Below are 23,726 nucleotides of genomic sequence, written 5' to 3' on the forward strand. Positions count from 1 at the left end.
GGCCAGGGCGGGGGACGGGGCAAGGCCAGGGGCGGGGAGCGGGCGGGGGACAAGGAGAGGGACATGGTGGGGTCGTGACCGGTCGGCACGGCCGGACGCCCCCGGCGCCGGACCGGTACCGTGGGCGTTCGCACTCGCCCCGGACCGAGAGGGAGGCCGTGGACAGCCCCCGTGCCGCCGTGGTGCTCGTCGGTCGGAGCCCGACCCCCGCCCTGCTGTCCGCTCTCACCCTGTCCGTCGAGCGGCTGGTCCTGCTCGCCAGCGACGGCACCCTGCCGGTGGCGCGCCGGGTGGCCGCCGCCGTGGAGGCCCTCACCGACACCGCCTCGGTGCGCGTGCTGAGCGTGGGGCCCGACCCGCACGATTTCCAGGCGGCCGAGGACGCACTGGCCGCCGTCCACCGGTCCCTGGGCGGCGCGCCCTGGTTCCTGGACTACACGGGCGGCACGAAGGTCATGAGCGTGGCGTCGGCGCTCTTCCACGAGCGCGCGCTGCCCCCCGACCGCCACCCGCCGACGCGCCGGTGGCGCCACTACCTCGACCCCGGCCGGGACGCGCTGCGCACCCACGATCCCGCCTGGCCCGAACGGCCCGTCGCCACCGGCCGCGTGGACCTGCGCACCCTGGCACGCGTGCACGGCGCCGAGTGGAGCGAGGACCGCGACCCCGAACCGGTGCGCCTGGTCGCCCAGGGCGGCCGACAGGCCCTGGACGCCCGCTATCCGGACCTGTCACCGATGGTGCGGCGCGGCGTGATCGCCGAGGGGCGCGTGCTGTCCCACCTGCGCCGCCACCTGGCCGCCGCGCCCGACACCGAGGTGCTCGGCCCCCGCCGGGTCGCCGACCCCTTCCACGCCGACGGTTCGATCGCCGACTTCGACGCCCTGGTCCGGCACGGCCACCGGGTGCTGTGCGTGGAGGCCAAGACCCGGCCCGGCGACGTCGTGGGCCGCGCGGGGTGGACGGTGGCCAAGGCGCGGCGCGTCTTCGGCACGGCCGCCCAGGTGCTCTTCGTCCACACCGGGCCGGCCGTGCCGAGCCTGCGCGAGCAGATCACCGCCGTCAATCCCGCGCTGACCGCACGGCAGGTCCACGTGTGGAGCATGACCGACTTCCTGGAGCGCCTCACGTCCTTCGACGACCTGCGCAAGGCCTTCTTCCCTCCGCCGGCTCCGCCGCGTCCGCCCGCACGGCGCGGCGCGCGCCCGGGGGCCGACGCGCCGCCGGCCTCCCGGCCCCGCCCGCCGGCGCGCCACCCCGGCCCGGGCGACCGCCCGCGACTGATCACCTCCCTCGGCGGCAGCCGGCTGGGGACCCTCACCGCCCTGCACGCCCACCGCCCCGGCCGGGCCCTGGTCCTGCCCTCCCGGCAGAGCGTGCGCGACCACGTCCGCGAGGCGGCCGCGCGCACCCTGTACGCGGCCGAGCGCCCCGACGAGCCCCGACCGGACGCCGCCCGCCTGAAGGAGTCCGGCCACCGCGACCGGGTCCGCTTCACGGCCGACCCGGTGGACGGCTCCGACGCCGACGCGGTCGCCGCCGTCGCGCTGGAGTGGTTGGCGGCCGAGGCCGCGGCCGTCGGGGACGGCGCGCCCGTGGTCGTCGACATCACCACCGGCACCAAGGCGATGAGCCTGGGACTGGCGCTGGCGGCCCGGGAGGTCGGCGCCTGCACCACCTACCAGATCGTCCACCGGCGCTCGATCGTGTGCCTGGCCCACGGCGAGACGGCCCTGAGGGGCCGGGCCGCGGTGGACTGGCCCCTGGTCCTGCCCGGGTACACGCCCCTCGACGGCCCGCTCGGGGCACGGGCCGGACCCATCGCGCGCACCCAGGTGGACACCGAGCTGGTGGAGGCGGCCCGCGCCGCGCTCGCCCGCGCCGCCTCCGGGCCGGTCGGCGTGTGGATGGACGCCTCCCTGCCCGACCCCGAGGCCTCCCTCACCGCCCAGGAACGGCCCAGCCTCGTCCTCACCTTCGGCGACCGGGCGGTGGGCCTGGCCGCCCCCGCCTGGCGGCGCCTGCGCTCACCCGGCGCCGAGCCGCGCGCGGTCTCGCGCGGGGCGTGGGCGCAGAGCGTCTTCGCCGCCACCACGCACCTCAACGTCCGCTGCGACGTGGCGGGAACGGTCCTGGCGCTCAGCCGGCCGGGCGCCGACGTCGGCCGCGCGGGCGAACTCGTGGAGTGGATCGCCCACGCCGACCCGCGTGCACGGGAGCCCGAGGCGGTGCTGGGGTTCGGCGATCCGCTGCGGCCGGTCCTGGTGGCCGCCGCCCCGGGCACGCTGCCCCCGCTCCTGTCCACGGACGTCAGCCGGCTCTGAGCGCCCCGGCCCCCTGCCCGTGCGCGCCGCACGCGGCCGACCGGTGCGCGTGGTGACCACCGGCGTCGAAATCGGTAATGTGTCGCGATCTTGACATCGTCCCTGGCAACCGGACGTACCGAAGGACCGTCTACGTCGGCGACACCATCACGCCCGGTCCCCCCGACCGGGCCGGCAGAAACGGAGCCGACGCATGCGCTATGGCGCACGGGCCCTCCTCGCAGGCATGACCACGGTCCTTCTCACCGGGTGCACGGGCGCACCCGGACCCGGCCCGGCCGAGGAGGAGCCGGACGACATCGAGGAGGCGGCGGCGGACAGGGCCGTCGAGCCCGGCACACCGGAGGCGTTCGCGGGCCAGGAGATCGAGTGGGACACGTGCTACACCGGCGATGACCTCGAAGCGGCCGTCGACGAAGGCGGGGAGGGCGACTGGCTGGGAGCCCTGGACTGCGGCACCGTCTCCGTGCCCCTCGACTACGCCGATCCCGACGGCCGCACGCTCGACCTGCACATGGTCCGTGCCGCCGCCACCGGCGACGAGCCCCTGGGCTCCCTGGTCATCAACGGGGGAGGACCCGGCGTCACCGGCTCCGAGACCCTGTTCTGGGAGACCATGAGCCCCCGGGTCCGCGCCTCCTTCGACCTGGTCTCCTTCGACCCGCGGGGTGTGGGGCGCAGCGAGGGGCTGGAGTGCGGGAACTGGGACGAGATCGACCGTGTCCTGGCCAACATCGGCGACACCGATCCCGCCGACCTGACCGACGAGGAGCTGGTCCCGCTCGAGCGGGCGGCGCGCCTGTACGCCGAGGACTGCGCGGAGGAGGCGGGTGAGGACTTCCTCTACAACATCGGCAGCGTCAACGTCGCCCGCGACATGGACATCATCCGCGACGCGCTCGGCGACGACGCGCTCACCTACCTCGGCTACTCCTACGGCACCTACGTCGGCGCCCTGTACGCGCAGATGTACCCGCAGGCCACGCGCGCCCTCGTCCTGGACGGCGCGGTCGAGACCGAGCACACCAACGCCGAGGCCGCCTACGAGCAGGACGTCGCCTTCCAGGAGTCCTGGGAGCTGTTCGTCGAGTACTGCGTCACGGACATGGCCGCGTGCCCCTTCGACAGCGCGGACGGGGCGGAGGCGGACATGGACGAGGTCTTCGCCTACCTGGACGCCGAACTCCCCGAGGTCGAGGGGGAACCGGTGGACTCCTGGACCTTCGCGTGGATGATCACGATGGCCCTCTACGACGAGTACCTGTGGGAGGACATCTCCCAGGCGATCCGTGCGGTGCGGGCGCAGGACGAGGAGGAGATCGACACGTCGTTCTCCTACCTGTACGAGTACGCGTTCGGGGCCGTCGGCGCCTCGCCGCGTCCGCGCGCCGCCGCCGACGAGTGGGAGGACTCCACCTCGGCGATGACCGCGATCAACTGCGCCGACCGCGAGGACCCCACCGACGTCGAGGCCTATCGGGAGGCCGCGGCCAGGACCACGGCGGAGGCGTCCTTCTTCTCGGGTGGGGTGTGGACCGTCCTGCCCTGCGCGTACTGGACCGAGACGGAGGAGGCGCCCACGGGGTTCACCGCTCCCGACGCGCCGCCGATCGTGGTCGTCGGCACGGTCGGCGACCCGGCCACGCCGTACGCCTGGGCGCAGCGGCTGGCGGATCAGCTGGAGACGGCGACCCTGGTGACCTACGAAGGGGCCGGGCACACGATCTACGGTTACGGCGTCAGCTCGTGCGTGGAGAGCGAACTCGACGACTACCTCATCGACGGGACGGTGCCCGAGGAGGGGCTGTCGTGCCCCGGGATGCTGTAGGGGCGGCGGATCCCGCCTCGGGGGCTCCCTCCCGGGAGTGAGCGCCGTCCCCCTGGCGGGGGAGGCGCGGGCCCCCGGTCCCGGCCAGGCTGGGGGTGAGGAAAGGGGAGCCATGACGAACACTCGGCTCGGTTACGCGGCGGCGGGGGCGGCGCTCTTCTTGGGCGGCGCCCATCTGGTGGTGACGACGTTCCTGGCGCAGGGGGACTTCGGTGCGGGCATGGTGGCCTGGATCGTCGTGCCGTTCCTGCTGATCCTGGGCTTCGCCGCCGCCGCGGCCGTCCTGGCGCGGGCCGGTGACCGGCCGCGCTGGGCGGTGTGGACGGCGGGGACGGCCACGGTGGTCACGGCCCTGCTGGTCCTGGCGGGGAGCGCTCCGCTGTTCACGGGCGACCCCCTCGGGATCTTCCTGGGGCCGACCCCCTACGCGCTGGTGTGCGTCCCACTGTTCGCCGCGCTCACGTGGCGTTCGTCGTCCTTCGGCGGCGCGCCCGCGCGGTAGCGGCCGGGCGGCAGGCCGAACTCGCGCTTGAACGCGTTGGCGAAGGCGAACTGCGACCCGTAGCCCACCTTCGCCGCGATCGAGCTGAGCGGCAGGTCGCCCTCCCTCAGCAGGTGTGCCGCGGACGTCAGCCGCCACCAGGTGACATAGGCGAGCGGGGACTGGCCGACCATGCCCGTGAAGCGCTTGGAGAAGGCCGCGCGGGAGAGTCCCGCGCGCTCGCCCAGCTCCGCGACCGACCACGGGTGGGCCGGGTCCTCGTGCACCGCCCGGACCGCCGCGCTCACCGCCGGATCGCGCAGCGCTCCGACCCAGCCGCAGGCGCTGTCGGGTCTGTGCTCCTCCAGATACGCCCGGAGGATGAACAGCAGCAGCATGTCCAGCAGGGACGGGATGATCGCGTCGCTGCCGGGCCGGGGCCGGTCCAGTTCGCCGCCCAGCAGGTCCACGGCCGCCGCCAGCTCCGGGCGCGCGCCCACGCGATGCGGTAGGTGGACCACCCGGGGGAGCTCGGCGATCAGCGGATGGCGCCGGGTCGTACACGAGTGGTAGGAGCCGCCGACCGTGACGCAGGCGGGCACGGCGTCGTCGGAGCGGTCGCCGAGCGCGGCCGTCCGGAACGGCCGCAGGCCCTCGCGTCCGCAGACCAGGTCGGCCACGGGCGCGCCGGGTCGGCCGCCGCCCAGCTCGACCCCGCCCTCGCTCAGGTGCGTCGCGCCGCGCAGGTCGGTGACGGGGGTCCCAGGGGAGTCGGCCAGCGTGTGGACCTGGCCGTGCGGGAGGAACACCACGTCGCCCACGGCCAGCCGGCGGGGCTCCTCGCCCTCCACCAGCAGCCAGGCCGAGCCCTGTAGGACGACCTGGAACGACCCGCCGCCGCTGCCGGGCAGGCGCAGCCCCCAGGGCGCGTACCACTCGACCCGCGCCGCGACCGGGCGTCCGGTCCGGACGGTGGAGATCACGTCGCTGAGTACGTCCATGGCGCGAGCATATCCCACGACATGTCGCCGTGGACGCTGGCGTATAGATCGGATCGCCTCACGCATTGGAAGTATCTGCGGCCCGTGAGTACGGTCGATTCCGTACCTACCAGAGGCAGGGAAACGACCATGACCACGACCACGACCACGACCTCCCCCGAGACCGTCCGCCGCGCCTGGCCGCGCCGTCTGGGCGCCGTCGCCGCCGCGACCGTCGTCAACGCGCTGATCGGCGCCCTCGCCCCGCTCGCGGGCGTCGGCATGGTGATCTCGATGCCGGGCATGGAGCCCGGTCCCGTGCCGGTGGCCGCCTTCGCCATGTGGACGGCGGTCTTCGGCCTCCTCGGATGGGGCACCCTCGCCCTGACCGAACTCGTTCTCAGGCACCGCGCCCGGGCGGTGTGGACGGCCGCGGCGGTGGTCGTCCTCCTGCTGTCGTTCCTGCCCTCGATGTCGGTCGGCGGGGACGTCGCCACCGAGGCGGTCCTGCTGTCCACGCACGTCGTGGCGGCCGCGATCCTCATTCCGGTGTTCTGGCGCTCCGCCCGGAGCGCCTGACCCCGCACCCACGGCGGGCCGGCCCCCGGAGCTCTACCGGGGGCCGGCCCGCCGTCGTGCACGGACCATGCGCGTACACTCGGAGCATGGATGGCGCACACGCGGTGAATCAGAGCCCGGTCCGGGCCTCCCGTGTGACGCCCTCGGCCGCTGATACCGCCGGCTCCGCCGCGACGGTCAGCCGGTCCACCTCCGTCGTGCCAGAGGCGCCCCGCACCGGACTGCGGGCCCTGCACGGACACGGTTAGCGACCTCACCGCCACCCCTGACGATCCTGTTCCGCCGCCACCGCGGCGGTCTCTCCGCGGCGCCCGCGATCTCGACCCGCGCCGCCCTACCCCTCGCCAGCCCGCGGCGATCCCGTCGGCTGCGCCCACCGGCACCGGTCGTCCGACGGCCGCGCCACTTCCGAAGGGACCGCTGTGAAACTGAGCGAGCTGCTGAACGGCCACGACCACCAGGTAGTGCGCGGCGACAAGGACGTCCTGATCACCGCGGCGCCCTGCCTGGACGCCGACCGGGTGACGACCGGATCCCTCTACGTCGCCCGGCCCGGCCATCCGACCGGCGGAGTCGAGGGCATCGGCACCGCGCTCGCGCGGGGCGCCGTCGCCGTCCTCGTGGAGGACGAGGTGCCGGACGGGACCTGGCCCGACACCGCCGACGTGCGCGTGGTGCGCGTGATCGACACCCGCACCGCCGTCGCACTGGCCTCGGTGCGCTTCCACGGTGAGCCGGGGCGCGGCATGGACGTCGTCGCCATCACCGGCACCAACGGCAAGACGTCGGTCTCGTCCATGTACGAATCGCTGCTGAGGATCTCCAAGCGCGCCCGGGTCGGGGTCATCGGGACCTCCGGCGCGCGGACCGGTGACGACCGCATCCCCATGCCCAGGTCGGTGCTGAGCACCCCCGAGGCGCCGGACCTGCAGTACCTCCTGGCGCGCATGCGCGCACGGGGCTGCGACAGCGTCGTCCTGGAGGCGACGTCCATGGGGCTGCTGAACCACCGGGTGGACGGGTCGTTCGTGGACGTGGGCGTGTTCACCAACCTGTCCCAGGACCACCTGGACGACCACGGCACGATGGACAGCTACCGGGACGCCAAACTGCTGCTGTTCGGCGGGATGTGCCGCCGGGCGGTGGTCAACGCCGACGATCCCGTCGGCGCCGGGATCCCCGCGCTGATGCCGGGCGCGGTGACCACCTACGCCATCGACGCCGAGGCCGACTACCGCGCCACCGACCTCGTCGTCGACGCCTCGGGCACGCGCTTCGTCCTCCACCACGACGGCCGCAAGTACCCGGCGGCCATCCCGGTCCCGGGCCGCTTCTCCGTGTCCAACGCCCTGGCCGCCCTGGCCGCCTGCCACGTGCTGGGCCACGATCTCGGCGGTCTGCTGGCCGCGCTGGAGCGGATGCCGCAGATCCCGGGCCGTTTCGAGCACTTCGGCACACCGGACGGTGTGTCGGTCATCGTGGACTACGCCCACTCACCGGACTCACTGGACAAGGTCCTCGCCACGATCCGCGGCTTCGCCCCCGGCCGGGTCATCACCGTCTTCGGCTGCGGCGGGGACCGCGACACCACCAAGCGAGCCTGGATGGGTGAGATCGCGGGCACCTACTCCGACCTCTGCGTCCTCACCTCGGACAACCCGCGCTACGAGGACCCCGAGACGATCATGGACCAGGTCGCCCAGGGCCTGCGCAAGACCGGAACGGCCTTCGAGCGGGAGGGCGACCGCCACCGGGCCATCGCTCTCGCGCTCTCCCGTGCCCGTGAGGGGGACGTCGTCCTGGTCGCGGGCAAGGGCAGCGAGGCCTACCAGATCGTCGGTGACGACCTGCTGCCCTTCGACGACATGTCGACCGTGCGCGAGCTCTCCCCGGCCTGATCCCCGCGCCGCCGACCGCCCCGGGCGCACCCGGGGCGGCCCTCGGTCAGATCCGCGCGGCGGCCGCCTCGTCGACCCAGAACAGGGTGCGCTCCCTGCCCCGCGCCCCCGCCACCGGCGCCTCGTCCGTACTGCCCCCGGCCAGCCCCAGCCGGACCGGCTCGGCCTTGCCCTCGCCCGAGGCCAGGACCCACACCTCGCGGGCGGAGCGCAGGGCCGGCATCGTCAGGGTGACCCGGCGCGCCGGCGGCTTGGGCGACTCGCGCACCGCCGCCACCGCCGCCTCGTCCTCGCGCACCTGCGGCAGGCCCGGGAACAGCGACGCCACATGTGCGTCCGGCCCCACGCCCAGCATGCACACGTCGAAGTCGGGAACCGACGCCTCACCGTGGGCGGCCCGCGTCAGCTCGCGCTTGTAGCGCGTGGCCGCGTGCTCCACGTGGTCGCCGTCGATCCCGTCCGAGGCCGGCATGGGGTGCACGTGGTCGGCCGGGATGTCGATGTGGTCGATGAGCGCCTCGCACGCCTGCGTCTCGTTGCGCTCGGCGTCCTTGGCGGGCAGGAAGCGCTCGTCCCCCCACCACAGGTGCACCCGCGACCAGTCCAGGCCCGCGCGCTCGGCGGCGCGGCGCAGCGACCGCAGCGCCGCGATCCCGATCCCGCCGCCCGTCAGTACCAGGTGGGCGACGTCCCGCTCGGCCAGCGCCGCGTTGGTCCGTTCCACCAGCGCGTCGGCGATCGCGTCCGCCAGTGCTCCGCCGTCGGGGTGGCGGACGACCTCCGGTTCACTCATCCTCATGCTCCGCTTCCGGAGAGCGAGGCCCCCAAGTGGCGGGCCGCGCTCTCGTAGATCTCGTCGGCGTCCAGACGGCGCAGCTCCTCGGCCAGGGCCTGGGAAGCACTGCGCCGCGCCAGCGCCACGGTCTGGTCCGGCTGCCCGAACCGGGACAGGGTGGCCACCCGCCCGTCCACACGGGAGATGGTGATGTCCCCGTGCTCGGTGGTCAGCCGCACCTCGGTCAGCCCGGGGCCGTGGGAGGTCGCCCGTTCCACGGACACCTCCAGACGGTCCGAGAGCCACGACGCCATGAGCTCCGCGCTCGGGTAGTGGTCCTCCGCCGTCACCCGGGCCGCCGTCACCCACCCGCAGGGCTGGTCCATGGCACTGGCGAGCAGCGAGCGCCACGGGGTCAGCCGCGTCCAGGTCAGGTCGGTGTCGCCCGGCCGGTAGTTGGCCACGCGGTCGGCGAGGTCGCGTACCGGGTCGGGCGCGCGCAGGGCGTCGGTGATCCGCCGCTGGGCCAAACGGCCCACCGGGTCCTCGGCCGGGTCGACCGGGCCCACGCCCGGCCACCACGCCACGACCGGCGCGTCCGGCACCAGCAGCGGAGTGACCACGGAGTCGGCGTGCTGGCCCAGCGGGCCGTACAGGCGCAGCAGCACGGCCTCGCCCGGACCGGACGTGCCCGGACGGCGGATCTCGGCGTCGATCGCCGGTTCCGCGCCCGGGTCGCGCCGGATCAGCGCGACCACGCGCGAGGGGTGCTCGTGCCCGGCCTCGGTCGCGGCGCGCACGGCGTCGTAGTGGTCCGCCTCGTCGGTGACGATGACCAGGGTCAGGACCATGTTCATGGCACCGCCGCCGACGCTGTGCCGCTCGGCCATGAGCGCCTCGGTGATCTGCGCCGTGGTGGTACGCGGCAGATAGAGCGTCATCCAAGCCTCCCCAAAGCGATGGTGGTCACGGCCGCCGCCACTGGCGGCCGTCCCTGGCGAGCAGGGCGTGGGCCGACTCCGGCCCCCACGTACCCGACCCGTACTGCTCGGGCCGGCCCTCCTTGGCCCAGAACTCCTCGACCGGGTCCAGGATGCGCCAGGAGAGCTCGACCTCCTCCTGGCGCGGGAAGAGCGGCGGGTCGCCGATCAGCACGTCCAGGATGAGCCGCTCGTAGGCCTCGGGACTGGCCTCGGTGAAGGACTGCCCGTAGGTGAAGTCCATGCTGACGTCGCGCACCTCCATGGTGGCGCCCGGCACCTTGGAACCGAACCGCAGCGTCACCCCCTCGTCGGGCTGGATGCGCAGGACCAGGGCGTTCTGCCCGAGCTCGCTGACGTCGGTGCGCGGGAACATCTGCTGCGGCGCCGCCTGGAACACCAGGGCCACCTCCGTCACCCGTCGGCCGAGCCGCTTGCCGGTGCGCAGGTAGAAGGGCACGCCCGACCAGCGCCGGGTGCCCACCGACAGCTTCAGGGCCGCGTAGGTCTCGGTGACGGAGTCGGGCGGGATGCCGTCCTCCTCCAGGTAGCCGGCCACCGAGGCCCCGCCCTGCCAGCCGGCCGAGTACTGGCCGCGGGCGGTCCCGGTGGCCAGGTCCTCGGGCAGCGACACCGCGGAGAGCACCTTCTCCTTCTCGGCGCGGATCGCGTCGGCGCTGTAGGAGACCGGTTCCTCCATGGCCACCAGCGCGAGCAGTTGCAGCAGGTGGTTCTGGATGACGTCGCGCGCGGCACCGATGCCGTCGTAGTAGCCCGCGCGCCCGCCCACACCGATGTCCTCGGCCATGGTGATCTGCACGTGGTCCACGTAGCTGCGGCTCCACAGCGGCTCGAACAGCGTGTTGGCGAAGCGCAGCGCCAGGATGTTCTGGACCGTCTCCTTGCCCAGGTAGTGGTCGATGCGGAACACCGACGACGGGGGGAACACGTCGTCCACCACCGCGTTGAGCTCCTGGGCGCTCTCCAGGTCGTGCCCGAAGGGCTTCTCGATCACCACCCGGCGCCACGGCGTGACGCCCGCGGGCTCGTCCCGCGCGGGGGAGGAGCCGTCGGTCTCGGCGGACGCCGCCGCGGCTCCCGCCCGCGCCTGCGGGGACTCGGCCAGACCGCTGCGCTTGAGCTGGGTGATCACGGTCGGGAACAGTTTGGGAGGCAGCGACAGGTAGAACGCGTAGTTGCCGCCGGTGCCGCGCGCGGCGTCGAGCTCGCGCACGGTCTCGGCCAGGCGGTCGAAGGCGTCGTCGTCGTCCAGATCGCCCTGGACGAAGCGGACGCCCTCACTGAGCTGGCGCCACACGTCCTCGCGGAAGGGGGTCCGGGCGTGCTCCCGGACCGCCTCGTAGGCCTGCGCGGCGAAGTCCTGGTGTTCCCAGTCGCGCCGCGCGAAGCCCACCAGGCCGAAGCCCGGCGGCAGCATGCCGCGGTTGGCGAGGTCGTAGATGGCGGGCAGGAGCTTCTTGCGGGCCAGGTCGCCCGTCACACCGAACAGCACCAGGACACTGGGGCCGGCGATGCGGGGCAGGCGTCGGTCCAGGGCGTTGCGGAGCGGGTTGGGTACCGCTCCGGGCATCACCGGTTCTTTCACTGCGAGACTCTTCCTCGTTGAGAGCGGCCGGGGACTCGTGGCTGGGGCCGAGGGTGGAAAGCCGTGCCCGGGCCCGCTCGTGGTGCGGGCCCGGGGCCGGTGACGTGGACGCTCCGGGTCAGGACAGCGCGTCGAGCTTGGCGGACAGGCCCTTGAGCAGGCTCTCCCAGGAGTCGACGAACTTGGTGACGCCCTCCTCCTCCAGGAGCGCGAAGACCTCGGTGAGGTTCACTCCGGCGTTCTCCAGGGCGGCGAAGTCGGCCTGCGCCTGCTGGTAGGTGCCCAGGACGGTGTTGCCCGCGATCACGCCGTGGTCGGCGGTCGCGTCCAGGGTCGCCTGCGGCATCGTGTTGACCGTGTTGCGCGCCACGAGCTCGGTGACGTAGCGGGTGTCCTCGAAGGCGGGGTCCTTCACGCCGGTGGACGCCCACAGCGGGCGCTGCGGCGCCGCGCCGTGCTCGGCGAGGGCCTGCCACTCCTTGGAGGCGAAGACCTGCTCGTAGGCCTGGTAGGCCAGCCGGGCGTTGGCCACGGCGGCCTTGCCCACGAGGGCCTCGGCCTCGTCGGTGCCGATCGCCTTCAGCCGCTTGTCCACCTCGGAGTCCACACGGCTGACGAAGAAGGACGCGACCGACTGGATCCGGGAGAGGTCGTGGCCGTTGGCGCGGGCCAGCTCCATGCCCTCCAGGTAGGCGTCCATCACCTCGCGGTAGCGCTCCAGGGAGAAGATCAGCGTGACGTTGACGCTGATGCCCATGCCCAGGACCCGCGTGATCGCGGGCAGGCCCTCGGCGGTCGCGGGGATCTTGATCATCAGGTTGGGCCGGTCCACCAGCCACCACAGGGCCTTGGCCTCGGCGACGGTGCGCTCGGTCTCGCGGGCCAGGCGCGGGTCCACCTCCAGGGACACGCGGCCGTCGAGGCGGTCGGTGGCGTCGTAGACCGGGCGCAGGGTGTCCGCGGCCCAGCGGATGTCGTAGGCGGTGAGCAGGCGGACGGCCTCGTCCACCGACACCCCGCGCACGCCCATGTCGTGGACCTGCTCGTCGTAGGCGTCGCCCTCGGCGAGCGCCTTGTCGAAGATGGTGGGGTTGGAGGTGACGCCGACCACGTGGTGGGTCGACATCAGGTCGGTCAGGTTGCCGGTGCGCAGTCGCTCACGGCTGATGTCGTCCAGCCAGACGGACACGCCCGACTCGGACAGGGTCTTGAGTGCGTTGGTCATGTTCTCGCGCCTTTCTCACAGGGCGTCGCCGCCCACTCGCACACAGGGGGCGGGCCCCGCCGGATACTCCGGCGGGGCCCGCGGTGTCAGCGTCCGGCTCGGGCCGCGCTGTCGCGGACGGCGGCCACGACGGCGTCGGCGGTGAGGCCGAACTTCTCGTACAGGGTCTGGTAGGGCGCGGAGGCACCGAAGTGCTCCAGGCTCACCGAGGCGCCGGCGTCGCCGACGTAGGAGCGCCACCCCATGGCGATACCGGCCTCGACCGAGACCCGGGTGCGCACCGAGGAGGGCAGGACCTGCTCCCGGTACTCCTGGCTCTCGGACTCGAACCACTCCACGCACGGCATCGACACCACGCGGGTGGGCGTGCCGTCGGCCTCCAGGGCCCGGCGCGCCTCCAGGGCGATCGGCACCTCGCTGCCGGTGGCGATGATGATCGCCTCCGGGGTGCCGCCGTCGGCCTCGGCCAGGACGTAGCCGCCCTTGACCGCGTCCTCGGCGGGAGCGTACTCCTCGCGGTCCAGCACGGGCAGGTTCTGCCGGGTCAGTGCGAGCGCGGCCGGGCGGTCGCCGGTCTCCAGGACCTTGCGCCAGACCACGGCCGTCTCGTTGGCGTCGGCCGGGCGGACCACGTCCAGGCCGGGGATGGCGCGCAGCGCCCACAGGTGCTCGATCGGCTGGTGGGTGGGGCCGTCCTCGCCCAGGCCGATGGAGTCGTGCGTCCACACGTAGGTGACCGGCAGCTTCATCAGCGCGGCCAGGCGCACGGCCGGGCGCATGTAGTCGCTGAAGACCAGGAAGGTGCCGCCGTAGGGGCGGGTGGGCCCGTGCAGGGCGATGCCGTTGAGGATCGAGCCCATGCCGTGCTCACGGACGCCGAAGTGCAGCACGCGCCCGTACGGGTTGCCGGGGAACATGCTGCTGGCGCGGTCGAAGGGCAGGAAGGACGGCTCGCCCTTGGGCGTGGTGTTGTTGGAGCCGGCCAGGTCGGCCGAGCCGCCCCACAGCTCGGGCAGGACCGGGGCGATGGAGCTGAGCACCTCGCCGCTGGCCTTGCGGGTGGCCATGCCCTTCTCGCTGGCCTCGAAGGACGGCAGCGCGTCCGTCCAGCCCTCGGGCAGCTTGCCCGACTGCAGGCGGTCGAAGAGGTCGCCCTGCTCGCCGGCGCCGCGGCGCCAGGCCTGGAACGTCTTCTCCCACTCGGCACGCGCCTGGCGACCCCGGTCCAGGGCGCGGCGGGTGTGCTCGATGACGTCGTCCTGGACCCCGAACGGCTCGTCGGGCAGACCCAGGATCTCCTTGGTGGCGGTGATCTCGTCGGCGCCGATGGCCGCGCCGTGGATGGCGCCGGTGTTCTGCTTGTTCGGGGCGGGCCAGCCGATGACCGTGCGCAGCTTGATGAAGGTGGGACGCTCGGTCTCGGCCTTACCGCGCAGGATCGCCTGGTAGAGGGCGTCGACGTCCTCGACGTACTCGCCGGTGGCGGTCCAGTCGACCTCCTCGACGTGCCAGCCGTAGGCGCGGTAGCGCTCCAGCACGTTCTCGGAGTGCGCGATCCGGGTGTCGTCCTCGATGGAGATCTGGTTGTCGTCCCAGATCATGATGAGGTTGCCCAGGTTCTGGGTGGCGGCCAGGGCGCTGGCCTCGTGGCTCACCCCCTCCTGGACGTCGCCGTCGGAGCAGAAGGCGAAGACGTGGTGGTCGAACGGGCTCGCGCCCGGACCGGCCTCGGGGTTGAACAGCCCGCGCTCGCGGCGCGCGGCCATGGCCATGCCGACGGCGTTGCCCACGCCCTGGCCCAGGGGGCCGGTCGTGGTCTCCACGCCGGGGGTGTGGCCGACCTCGGGGTGGCCCGGGGTGAGGCTGTCCCACTGGCGCAGGGCCTTGAGGTCGTCCAGGGTCAGGCCGTAGCCGGCCAGGTAGAGCTGGATGTAGAGGGTGAGGCTGGAGTGACCGATCGACAGCACGAACCGGTCCCGGCCCACCCAGTCGGGGGCGGCCGGGTCGTGCCGCATGACCTTCTGGAACAGGAGGTAGGCGGCGGGAGCCAGGGCCATCGCGGTACCGGGGTGTCCGTTACCCGACTTCTCCACGGCGTCCATCGCCAGGGCCCGAACGGTGTTGACGGCGCGGAGGTCGAGATCCGACCACTCCAGTGTCTGCGGGGTGTGGGCGTTCACGGACTTGCGTTCTCCTTCTCGGGCACCCGTCGTGCCCGGGTGGGCGCGAGGGGCGGCTGTTGTGGGCTTTCGTCGTCGGGGCCGGCGCCGGCGCCCTCGGGTCCGGTGGCTGCGGCCCGCGGGGGGTGTGCGGGGCACGACACCGCCGACGCCGGATCCGGGACCCTGCGGTCCCTGCGTCATCATCCCGGACAACAGCCGCGGCGGTCTGGTAAGTCCCGACAGGGACGGCCAACCGCGAGCCTATCGTCCGAGGGTGGTGATGTCGTTGCCCGACACCTCACATGGCCGTCGGCCCATCGAGCCCCTACGGACCGGCGGGGTCCCCCTCGCGCCGGTCCGGGGCGGCGCGACCCCCGCGGGGGCGGCGGTGCGCGCCCGCGGCCGGAGCGTGGCACGCTGGAAGCGCTGCGGGGCGTGTGCGAACCTGCTGCTGCGCCCCACGGTCGGCGGCGGCGCCGGGCCGCGGACCGGGCGCTCGCGTTGCGAGGGGGGCCGGGACCGGTTCGCGCGAGCTAGTACTACGATGTGTCGTTGACGGGGTTTTCGCTGATCCTGACGCACAGTCGGTCCGCTCGGCCCCGCGTGGCGAGTGTCGAATTCCCTAGAGTCATCGAGGTATCCGCGTGTCAGATTCCGAGCCGGTACGCCCCACACGGGCGCGAGCGAACCGTCCGGCCGAGGGGACGCGGCACTGATGGCCCTCGCAGACCGAGCCCCGCGCGCGGACGCGGCCGAGCAGGCCGAGGCCTCCCGCAGGGCCACCGTCGGCCAGTACGTCCGCGCCTACGTCGCCCTCTCCAAACCCCGCGTCATCGAGCTCCTGCTCATCACGACGATCCCCGTGATGTTCGTCGCCGCCGGGGGTGTGCCCCCGCTGTGGACCGCGGTCGCCACCCTGGTCTTCGGCACCATGTCCGCGGCCAGCGCCAACGCGATGAACTGCTACATCGACCGCGACATCGACCGTGAGATGCGTCGCACCCGCCAGCGCCCCGGCGCGATGGACCTGGTGACCCCGCGCGGCGCCCTGGTCTACGGCCTGGCCCTGGCGATCGGGTCCACGCTCGGGTTCCTGCTGCTGGTCAACGTGCTCTCAGCGGTGCTGTCCGTCTTCGCGATCGCGTTCTACATCTTCGTCTACACGATGCTCCTCAAGCGGCGCACGGCGCAGAACGTGGTGTGGGGCGGCATCGCCGGGTGCATGCCGGTGCTGATCGGCTGGGCGGCGGTCACCAACAGCCTGGACTGGGCGCCCTTCGTGCTCTTCCTGGTCGTGTTCTTCTGGACGCCGCCGCACACCTGGACGCTGGCGATGCGCTACCGCGAGGACTACGCCGCCGCCAAGGTGCCGATGCTGCCGGTGGTCGCCAGCGACCGCCGCGTGCTGCTGGAGTGCGTGCTCTACAGCTGGGCCACCGCGATCGTCTCGCTCATCTTCTGGCCGGTCGCCGGGACCACCGTCTTCTACGGCGTGGTCGCGCTGGTCCTGGGCGCGCTGCTGGTCGTGCAGGCGCACCGCCTGCTCAGCCGCTCCCTCGCGGGTGTGAGCGGAGCCCGGCTGAAGACCATGGGCTTCTTCCACCTGTCCAACGCCTACCTGGCCCTGCTGTTCGTCGCGGTCACGATCGATCCCCTGATCGCCGGCCTGCTGGCCTGAGCGCGTCCGGGCCCACGGACACCGGCGGCGCCGCCCCTTGCCAGGGGACGACGCCGCCGTCGCTGCCCTGGCCTCAGCGCAGCGGGCGGACCTCGGCCAGGAAGCAGCCGAACACCACCGCTCGCACGTGGACCAGGGCCACCGCGGGGTCGGCGAACATCCGCGCCAGGACGTCGTCGACCTCCCCGGCCCGTTCCTGGGACAGCTCCACCGTGCGGCCGCCCAGGATCCGTCCGTGGTCGCCGTAGGCGCGCAGGGTCCGCTGCGGCCCGTGCAACGCGCGTGGATAGCCGGTGCCCCGCGGGCCCTCGCACGGCCGCGCGTGGACGAAGACCGGGCCGACCTCGTCGTAGGGGCCGGGGTCCACGCCGCGCTCCAGGGCCCAGCTCCGCAGCGGCGCGTAGGACACCAGCATGATGCGCTCGCCGGTCCGGCTCCTGCGCAGGCAGCAGCGCATCGGGGCGCCGCCCTCGGCGTCCGTGAAGGCCTCCCGGGCGCGTCCGGCGTCGTCGCACGCGCGCAGCCGTTCCAGGACGCGCGGCGCGATCGGGTGTGTCTCGTGGGTGAGGGTCGTCGCCGTGTTCGTCGTCATGGACGCAGCATCGCGCGTGCGCGCGCTCGACACCGGCGGTCATCGGACATCGAGTTCGCGCGGCCCGTCCGCCGGTTCCTGCTCGCGCTCGGGCGGAGCGCCGGGCGGGGGCGGCCGCCGACCTGTCGTGGGAGACCGGTACAACCGTGTCCATGCCGACGACTTCCCCACCCGAACCCGAAGGGCTGACCGAGGCGCTGACGTGGTTCCTGGGCGGGTCCCGCCATGGCCGCGCCGACGCCCGGGCCGACACCACCGCGCACGTCGAACACGTCTCGCGGTTCCTCGTCGGGGAGCCGGGCCGCTTCGAGCCGAACGGCGGACCGACCCCCGCCGTCGACTGGTGGAGGTTTGCCGGTCGCATCGCCGCCCTGGCGTGGCACGCGGCCCTGCCCACCACGCCGGAGCGCAGGCGGGAGGACCTGCGGCACTTCCTCGCCCGCTGGTCGGCCACGGTCTTCGCCGACCGCGGCGCACGGCTGGACCTCGGGGTACTGCGGAGTGCGACGGCGCCGCGGCCGTGTGTGCGGGGCGCCTCCCGCCGCCTGCCGCTGAGGACGAGCCCGCCGCACGGGGACCGCGCGGTCGGCTTCGCGTTCGTCGAACTGCGCTCGGGCGACCCCCTTCCCCTGGAGGACGGCCTCGTCGAGCAGGCGCGCGAACGGGTCGTCGCGACGTGGGGGACCGCCGAGCAGCTCACCGCCTTCGTCACGGCCCTGGCCCGGCGCGGGGCCATCGCCTGGGATCCCGGCGCCGTCACGGCCCTGGCCGAACGCACCGGGCTGGCGCGGTCGAGCGCGGCGCTGCTGCTGGCGGGGCACTGGCCCGAGTACCGCGGCGTCCCCGACGCCGCCGCCCGGGCGGCCTTGGGCCTGTCGTCCGCCGAGGCCGCGCTGGGATCGCACGAACTGCGGTGGGTGGGGGGCGAGGAGGCGCTGGAGCTCTACCGAGCGGTGCTTCCGGAGGACCCCGAGGCGGTCGCCGCCCTGTGGGAGCCCGGGGGAGCGGTCGGCGTGGCCGAGCGGCTCGCCGAGGCCTGGAACAGCCGCTACGGGCGCCGCGTGGCGCTGCCCGAGGGGACCGTGGCGGCCTTCGGATCCGCTCGCCTGAACCGCACCGGGCTGGAACACCTGCGCCTGGTCGCCGACCCCGGCGCCGAGGATGCGCTGTGCCGGGACGCGTCCTCCTGGATCGAGATGGAGGAGTACGCCGGCCGTCCGGTGGCCAGGCTCAGGCACTCCGTGGAGGCCGCCGCGGAGCTGCCGGTGACGCTCGGCGCGCTCGCGCAGCTCATCGCCTGGGCCCACGCCGAGCTTCCGACGGGCGACCCCGTGCGCCAGGGGATTCCGGCCGCGCTGCGGGCCGTGCGCGAGCGGCTGACCGCTCCCGGCCTGTTGCTGTCCGCGGCGGACGTGTGGCGCGGAGCCCGGGCGCGACGACTCATGGAGTCCCTCGGGGACCGCCCCTGTCTGGGGCGCGACGGTGTCCCGGTGCCCTCCAGCGCCGACAACGGGACGGTGGTCGCGGTCGAGGACGACTCGGGGGTCGCGCGTGTGTGGTTGCGGCCGGCGGCCCTGGGCGGGGAGGGCGGCTCCGCCGTCCCGCGCGCGTGCCTGGACGGGCCGGGCGGCGGGACGCAGGGTTGGGACCTTCCGCACGTGGTGGGTCTGCTGCGCAGTCCGGGCTTCACCGCGATCGCCGCGCACGTGGCCGCCGGCGGTCGCACCGAGGGCTCGTGGGACTGCGACCCGGGGGCGTCGGTCCCGGATCTGGTGGACGAGGTGGTGGACGCGCTGGGGGTGTCGTGGGACGCCGCACGGCTGTACCTGCAGGTTCTGACCCTGTTGGAGCCCACCGACCGGCGGGTGCGGGCGGTCAACGGTTGGACGGCGGCGCGTCTGCGCGGGGCGCGGTCGGACCTGGTGGCGGCGGGACTGGTGGTGGCGGCCGAGCGCCGGCGCGCGGGTCGCTCGGTGTTCCTGCCGGGCGGGTGGACCGACGCCAGGTCGCCGAACCTGCCCCTGGAGACCTGGAAGCTGCCTCTGTACGGCCTCCGGGACGACCGTGCCAAGCCCTGCGCCGGCCCCCTCGCGCGCTTCCTGGCGCTGCGGCCGCTGCCGGAGCTCTTCACCGAGGCGTGGCGGCGCGTCCGGGAGGGCGACGGCCCTGGACGGTGACCGCGGCCGTGGACGCGCGGCCGGGCCGGAGCACGGGAACCGCGCGCACGTGCCCCCGGACCGCTGGGGGCCGGGGGCGGCGCGGCGCGTGCCGTCCTGGCTCAGGCGCTCGTGGCGGGACGCCTCCAGGCCAGCGCGGCCGTCCAGGCCACCAGGGCCATCAGCGCCACCGCCAGGGGCACGTGGACCTGCAGCGGCCCGTAGGTGCCCAGGGCCGCCTGGAGGAAGCCCAGGCCGAACGCCACCAGGCTCAGCACGGCCAGGCCCAGGGCCGCCCGGCGTGCGCGCGACCACAGCCACGCCGCCGCCAGAAGCTGGGCCCCGGCGGCGGCGTGCACGCCGAAGGCGCCGAAGTAGTGCGCGGGGAGCGCGTCGGTGTTGAACGTCACGAGCTGTCCGGCGGTGGCCCCCTCCCACAGGATGGCGGCCAGATGCAGGAGCACGATGACGCGCAGCGCAGTCAGCGGAGCCCCGGTGGCGGGGCCTGACGAGGTGGTGTGCACGGGCTGGTCCATGGATGGTCTCCAGTTCGGTTGAACGCTCAAGTAACTGATCCGATTCTGCCCTCCACGGACAGGACTCACTCCACCAGTAAAGCGCGGGCACGCTCCCGCATGGGGGAAGGCGCAGGCCGAGACGGGTAACCGCTACCATCGATGCCCATGCCCCGACTCGACAGCAAGGCCATCCTCCAGGGCCGCCGCTCGCGCTATTCGATGACCCTCATCCTCGGCACGACCGTCAGCGTCGTCTGCCTCATCGGGATGCTCGCCTATCTGTGGCTGCTCGCCCTGGCCGGCGGAGCCGCCGCCGGAGTCGACGGCGCGGTCGGTTTCATGGTCGCCGTCGGGGCCGCCGTCGTGCCGGTCACGATCCTGGTGCCGTTGATCCTCATGCTCGACCGTATCGAGCCGGAGCCCGGCCAGGTGCTGTTCTTCGCCTTCGTCTGGGGCGCGGGCGTGGCCGTCGTGGTGTCCCTGGTGCTCAACACCTGGGGGCAGGTCAACCTCGCGGTGCCGCTCTTCGGACAGGATCTGGGCGACTACGTGACGACCTCGCTCGTGGCGCCGGTGGTCGAGGAGAGCGCCAAGGGCATGGTCCTGCTCATCCTGCTGTGGCGCCGCCGCCAGGAGCTGGACAGCTTCACCGACGGGGTGATCTACGCGGGGATGGTGGCCATCGGCTTCGCCTTCACCGAGAACATCCTGTACTTCCTCAGCGCGTTCTTCGACGGCACGCTGGTCGCCACGTTCGCCATCCGCGGCCTCGTCGCGCCGTTCGGGCACCCCCTCTACACCGCGATGATCGGCATCGGCGTGGCCTACGCCGCCACGCGGACCGGGGCGCTGCGCTGGGCCGCCCCCTTCGTCGGCTGGGTGGCCGCCGTCGCCCTGCACGGCATGTGGAACGGGTCGACCTACTTCGGCTGGACCGGCCTGGGGGTCGCCTACCTGGTGCTGTTCTTCGTGCTGGTGGTCCTGCTGGTGATCGCCCGGGGCGACCGCCGCTCGCAGATCGGGGCGATCAGCCGCTACCTGCCGCCCTACATCTCCACCGGTCTGGTCACCCCCGCCGACATCACCATGCTCAGCTCGATGCCGGGCCGCAAGCGGGCCCGCGACTGGGCCGCCCGCAACGCCGGCCGGCGCGGACGCGCGGCGATGAAGGAGTACCAGCTCGCCGCCACGGAGCTGGCGCTACTGCACCGCAAGCTCGACACCGGCGTGCCGCGCCAGGACTGGAAGGTGCGGCGCGACTCCTTCCTCGCGCTGATGCACGTGGCCCGGGACGCCTTCCTGGGCCGGGCCCCTCAGCCGGTGGCGCCGGCCTGGACCGAGCGCCCCGACGACTCGGGGTTCCTGCGCCGGTCGGACTTCGCGCACGTCATCGCCCAGACGAGGGCTCAACAGGACTACGCTCCCCGTCACGGCCAGCAGGGTCCGCCTCGGCCGGGAGGGTACTGAGCGGCGCGCCCGGCGGCACCAGCCGGCTGGTGGCGAAGTACAGGCGCGCGATCATCACCCACGTCACGGTCGAGCCGAGCACGTGCAGGACCACGAGCGACTCGGGCAGGGCCAGGGCGTACTGCACGTAGCCCACCACGCCCTGGAGCAGGACCACCACGAGTAGGGCCACGCTGCTCATCCGTACCGGTCGGCGGGTGCCGGTGCGGAAGGCGATCACGGTCGCGGCGAGGGCGCCCACCAGGGTCAGCCAGGCCAGCGACGAGTGGATGCGCGTGACCATCGCCAGGTCCAGTCCCCAGCGCGGGGCCTCGGCGTCCCCGCCGTGCGGTCCCGTGCCGGTGACGACCGTGCCCGCGATCAGCAGCAGGAAGCCCACGACGACCAGGCCGACGCTGAGGGAGTGCAGCATCGGGCCCACGGAGATCCGCGGGGTGCCCTCCGGCTCCTGGGAGCGCACGTACAGCGCCACGGCGAGGAACGTGACCACCATGGACAGCAGGAAGTGCGTGGCCACGGAGGCGGGGTGCAGGTCGGTCCACACGGTGATGCCGCCGACCACGCCCTGGCCCAGGACGCCGAACGGGATGATCACGGCCAGCCGGGTCAGGTCGCGGCGGCGCGGAGCCATCCGCAGGACCGCGATCAGGGTGATGACGCCGACGGCGAGCACGAGGAAGGTCAGCGTCCGGTTGCCGAACTCGATCGCGGCGTTGAGTGCGGCGTGCTCGGTGTCGATGGGCACGAAGCTGTCCGGCGTGCACTTGGGCCACTCGGAGCAGCCCAGCCCCGAGGAGGTCACGCGCACGGTGGCGCCGGTGACGGCGATCCCGGCGTTGACGACGATGTTGCCCAGCGCCCAGGCCCGCAGCGAGCGGACGGTGGGGGTCCAGATCGTGCGCGCCAGGACGACGAGCACCAGGACCCCGAGGACGGCCAGGGCGATCTGCCAGCCCCACAGGGGCATGCCGAGGATGGAGATGTCCTCGGCCGCGAGGGGGGGAACCGTGGTCGTGGCCGTCGTCGCGGCGGCCGGGGATGCAAACATACGACAGAGCGTAGTACATGATGTCGCGCGTCCGTGCCCGCCCCCGCCGGACGCCGCCACCTGCGGCGACGGCCCCCAGCGGCGGTGCGGGGCGCCCCCTCGGGGGAGCCCCGCACCGGTCGGCTAGCTGTTGTGCTGCGCGATGCACTGGTTGAGCAGGTCCAGGTCCAGCAGGTCCAGGTTGAGTGCGAGCAGGCCCGAAGCGGTCTGCTCCTTCACGCACGTCTCGTAGGCATCGCCTGCCGCGGAGGCGGGCGCCATCCCCAGCCCGAGCAGGCCGGCGGTGAACAGCACGGTCATCGTGAGCTTGGCTGCGGTGCGCATGTTGTTCCCTTCGTATGCGGAAAATGTCCCAAAGGTCGGCGCCGACCCACCAGGTGAAATAACCGTTTGATCACGAATGGAAACTCAAAGTAGTCAATTTTGTTCCCCTCGGCCGACCGGCCGACCCCCAATTCGGGCCCCCGGAAAGGTGTTCCTAGTCCCGGCGCGGTCCTTCACGTGAGGGGTCCGGGGGCGTCCCCTCGGTCTCCTCCGCGCCGTCGCCGTGTGCGGCGGAGGCGCGCGTCGATCCGGCGCTGGCGGCGATGACGCACGCCACCGCGAGCCACTGCCACACGGTGAGCAGTTCGCCCAGCAGGACCAGGCCCACGAGCGCCGCCGCGGCGGGCTGCAGGCTCATGAGGACGCCGAAGACCCGCGGCGGCATCCGGCGCAGCGCGCTCAGCTCCAGCGAGTAGGGGACCACCGACGACAGCACGCCCACCGCCAGTCCGAACAGCAGCAGCCGCGGGTCCAGCAGGGCGGCTCCGCCCTCGGCCACGCCCAGCGGCCCCAGGAGCACGACACCGACGACGCTGGCGATGGCCAGCCCCGACGCGCCGCTGAACCTGCGCCCGGTGGCGGCGCTCAGCAGGATGTAGCCCGCCCAGGCGGCCGCGGCCAGGACCGCGAACAGGATGCCCAGCGGGTCCATCTCGCCCGACTCCAGCCCCAGCGCCACCACGCCCAGCCCCGCCAGGACGGCCCACAGCAGGTCGATGCGGCGCCGCGAGCCCAGGATCGCGATGGCCAGCGGGCCCAGGTACTCGATGGTGACCGCGATGCCCAGGGGGATGCGGGCGAAGGCCTGGTAGATGAAGAGGTTCATCGACGCCAGCGCGACACCGTAGCCGATGACCACCATCCAGTCGCCGCGCGTGCGCGCCCGCAGGGCGGGCCGTACGACCAGGACCAGCAGCACCGCCGAGGTCAGCAGGCGCAGCCACACGACCGCGGCCGGGGGCAGGACCTCGAACAGGTTCTTGGCCACGCCCGCGCCGGTCTGGACCGAGATGATGCCGACCATGACGAGCCAGGTCGGCGGGATCGCCTCGGCCGCCGAGCGCAGGGAGAACGTGGACGCGGGTGAGGTGCGGGGACTCATCCC

General features: G+C 73.5%; 19 protein-coding genes. 8 read left to right on the forward strand and 11 right to left on the reverse strand.

Going from position 1 to position 23,726, the window contains the following annotated elements; translation table 11 throughout:
* Window positions 1–158: 158 nt before the first annotated feature.
* The 3 genes from DFP74_RS17020 (at window position 159) to DFP74_RS17030 (ending at window position 4,654) form a co-directional block, all read left to right on the forward strand.
* A complete protein-coding gene (locus DFP74_RS17020) occupies window positions 159–2,324 on the forward strand; it encodes an NERD domain-containing protein (protein ID WP_121188324.1) in 2,166 nt (721 codons plus the stop codon).
* A gap of 226 nt (window positions 2,325–2,550) precedes the next feature.
* Window positions 2,551–4,152: an alpha/beta hydrolase gene (locus DFP74_RS17025; RefSeq protein ID WP_233571008.1), complete on the forward strand. Its 1,602-nt coding sequence runs from the start codon at window positions 2,551–2,553 to the stop codon at window positions 4,150–4,152.
* A 112-nt stretch (window positions 4,153–4,264) separates the two neighbouring features.
* Window positions 4,265–4,654, forward strand: a complete 390-nt coding sequence (locus DFP74_RS17030; protein ID WP_121182668.1) for a hypothetical protein — start codon at window positions 4,265–4,267, stop codon at window positions 4,652–4,654.
* Here DFP74_RS17030 and DFP74_RS17035 read toward each other — a convergent pair.
* Complete coding sequence (locus DFP74_RS17035) at window positions 4,576–5,634, reverse strand: AraC family transcriptional regulator (RefSeq protein ID WP_121182670.1); 1,059 nt, start codon at window positions 5,632–5,634, stop codon at window positions 4,576–4,578. The two genes, DFP74_RS17030 and DFP74_RS17035, sit on opposite strands and share 79 nt — an antisense overlap.
* Before the next feature lie 129 nt (window positions 5,635–5,763).
* On the opposite strand from DFP74_RS17035, the gene DFP74_RS33550 reads away from it, so the two are divergent.
* Window positions 5,764–6,192 (forward strand): DUF6069 family protein, encoded by a 429-nt coding sequence (locus DFP74_RS33550; RefSeq protein WP_158613011.1) that lies wholly within the window; start codon window positions 5,764–5,766, stop codon window positions 6,190–6,192.
* 422 nt (window positions 6,193–6,614) lie between these two features.
* Window positions 6,615–8,090 (forward strand): UDP-N-acetylmuramoyl-L-alanyl-D-glutamate--2,6-diaminopimelate ligase, encoded by a 1,476-nt coding sequence (locus DFP74_RS17045; protein ID WP_121182672.1) that lies wholly within the window; start codon window positions 6,615–6,617, stop codon window positions 8,088–8,090.
* Window positions 8,091–8,136: 46 nt separating this feature from the next.
* On the opposite strand, the gene pgl is transcribed toward DFP74_RS17045, so the two are convergent.
* The 5 genes from pgl to tkt form a co-directional block, all read right to left on the reverse strand.
* Window positions 8,137–8,883: a 6-phosphogluconolactonase gene (pgl, locus tag DFP74_RS17050; RefSeq protein WP_121182674.1), complete on the reverse strand. Its 747-nt coding sequence runs from the start codon at window positions 8,881–8,883 to the stop codon at window positions 8,137–8,139.
* Window positions 8,884–8,885: 2 nt separating this feature from the next.
* The gene (locus DFP74_RS17055; protein WP_121182676.1) at window positions 8,886–9,806 is read right to left on the reverse strand and encodes a glucose-6-phosphate dehydrogenase assembly protein OpcA; all 921 of its coding nucleotides are present in this window, start codon (window positions 9,804–9,806) and stop codon (window positions 8,886–8,888) included.
* A gap of 25 nt (window positions 9,807–9,831) precedes the next feature.
* Entirely contained in the window at window positions 9,832–11,436 is a 1,605-nt protein-coding gene (gene zwf / locus DFP74_RS17060) for a glucose-6-phosphate dehydrogenase (protein ID WP_121182678.1), read from the reverse strand.
* Between the two features lie 133 nt (window positions 11,437–11,569).
* Window positions 11,570–12,676 (reverse strand): transaldolase, encoded by a 1,107-nt coding sequence (tal, locus tag DFP74_RS17065; protein ID WP_121182680.1) that lies wholly within the window; start codon window positions 12,674–12,676, stop codon window positions 11,570–11,572.
* Window positions 12,677–12,762: 86 nt separating this feature from the next.
* Window positions 12,763–14,856, reverse strand: coding sequence for a transketolase (gene tkt / locus DFP74_RS17070; RefSeq protein ID WP_121182682.1), 2,094 nt, complete (start codon window positions 14,854–14,856; stop codon window positions 12,763–12,765).
* 697 nt (window positions 14,857–15,553) lie between these two features.
* Between tkt and DFP74_RS17075 the strand changes: the two genes are divergently transcribed.
* Entirely contained in the window at window positions 15,554–16,516 is a 963-nt protein-coding gene (locus DFP74_RS17075; RefSeq protein WP_121182684.1) for a heme o synthase, read from the forward strand.
* A gap of 73 nt (window positions 16,517–16,589) precedes the next feature.
* On the opposite strand, the gene DFP74_RS17080 is transcribed toward DFP74_RS17075, so the two are convergent.
* Window positions 16,590–17,108 (reverse strand): DUF1203 domain-containing protein, encoded by a 519-nt coding sequence (locus DFP74_RS17080; protein WP_121182685.1) that lies wholly within the window; start codon window positions 17,106–17,108, stop codon window positions 16,590–16,592.
* Between the two features lie 152 nt (window positions 17,109–17,260).
* On the opposite strand from DFP74_RS17080, the gene DFP74_RS17085 reads away from it, so the two are divergent.
* Window positions 17,261–19,285, forward strand: a complete 2,025-nt coding sequence (locus tag DFP74_RS17085) for a hypothetical protein (protein ID WP_121182686.1) — start codon at window positions 17,261–17,263, stop codon at window positions 19,283–19,285.
* Window positions 19,286–19,386: 101 nt separating this feature from the next.
* Here the strand turns inward: DFP74_RS17085 and DFP74_RS17090 are convergent, their stop codons facing one another.
* Window positions 19,387–19,800, reverse strand: a complete 414-nt coding sequence (locus tag DFP74_RS17090; RefSeq protein ID WP_121182687.1) for a hypothetical protein — start codon at window positions 19,798–19,800, stop codon at window positions 19,387–19,389.
* A 147-nt stretch (window positions 19,801–19,947) separates the two neighbouring features.
* On the opposite strand from DFP74_RS17090, the gene DFP74_RS17095 reads away from it, so the two are divergent.
* Window positions 19,948–21,249 carry a PrsW family intramembrane metalloprotease gene (locus tag DFP74_RS17095; protein ID WP_121182689.1) on the forward strand — a complete coding sequence of 434 codons (1,302 nt, stop codon included), beginning with the start codon at window positions 19,948–19,950 and terminating at the stop codon, window positions 21,247–21,249.
* On the opposite strand, the gene DFP74_RS17100 is transcribed toward DFP74_RS17095, so the two are convergent.
* The 3 genes from DFP74_RS17100 to DFP74_RS17110 form a co-directional block, all read right to left on the reverse strand.
* Window positions 21,170–22,297, reverse strand: coding sequence for a heme A synthase (locus tag DFP74_RS17100; protein WP_121182691.1), 1,128 nt, complete (start codon window positions 22,295–22,297; stop codon window positions 21,170–21,172). The genes DFP74_RS17095 and DFP74_RS17100 overlap by 80 nt on opposite strands.
* Window positions 22,298–22,420: 123 nt before the next feature.
* Complete coding sequence (locus tag DFP74_RS17105; protein WP_121182693.1) at window positions 22,421–22,621, reverse strand: hypothetical protein; 201 nt, start codon at window positions 22,619–22,621, stop codon at window positions 22,421–22,423.
* A gap of 154 nt (window positions 22,622–22,775) precedes the next feature.
* Window positions 22,776–23,723: a DMT family transporter gene (locus DFP74_RS17110; protein ID WP_121182695.1), complete on the reverse strand. Its 948-nt coding sequence runs from the start codon at window positions 23,721–23,723 to the stop codon at window positions 22,776–22,778.
* Window positions 23,724–23,726: the final 3 nt, after the last annotated feature.

It is taken from the genome of Nocardiopsis sp. Huas11, assembly GCF_003634495.1.
Taxonomy (GTDB): domain Bacteria; phylum Actinomycetota; class Actinomycetes; order Streptosporangiales; family Streptosporangiaceae; genus Nocardiopsis.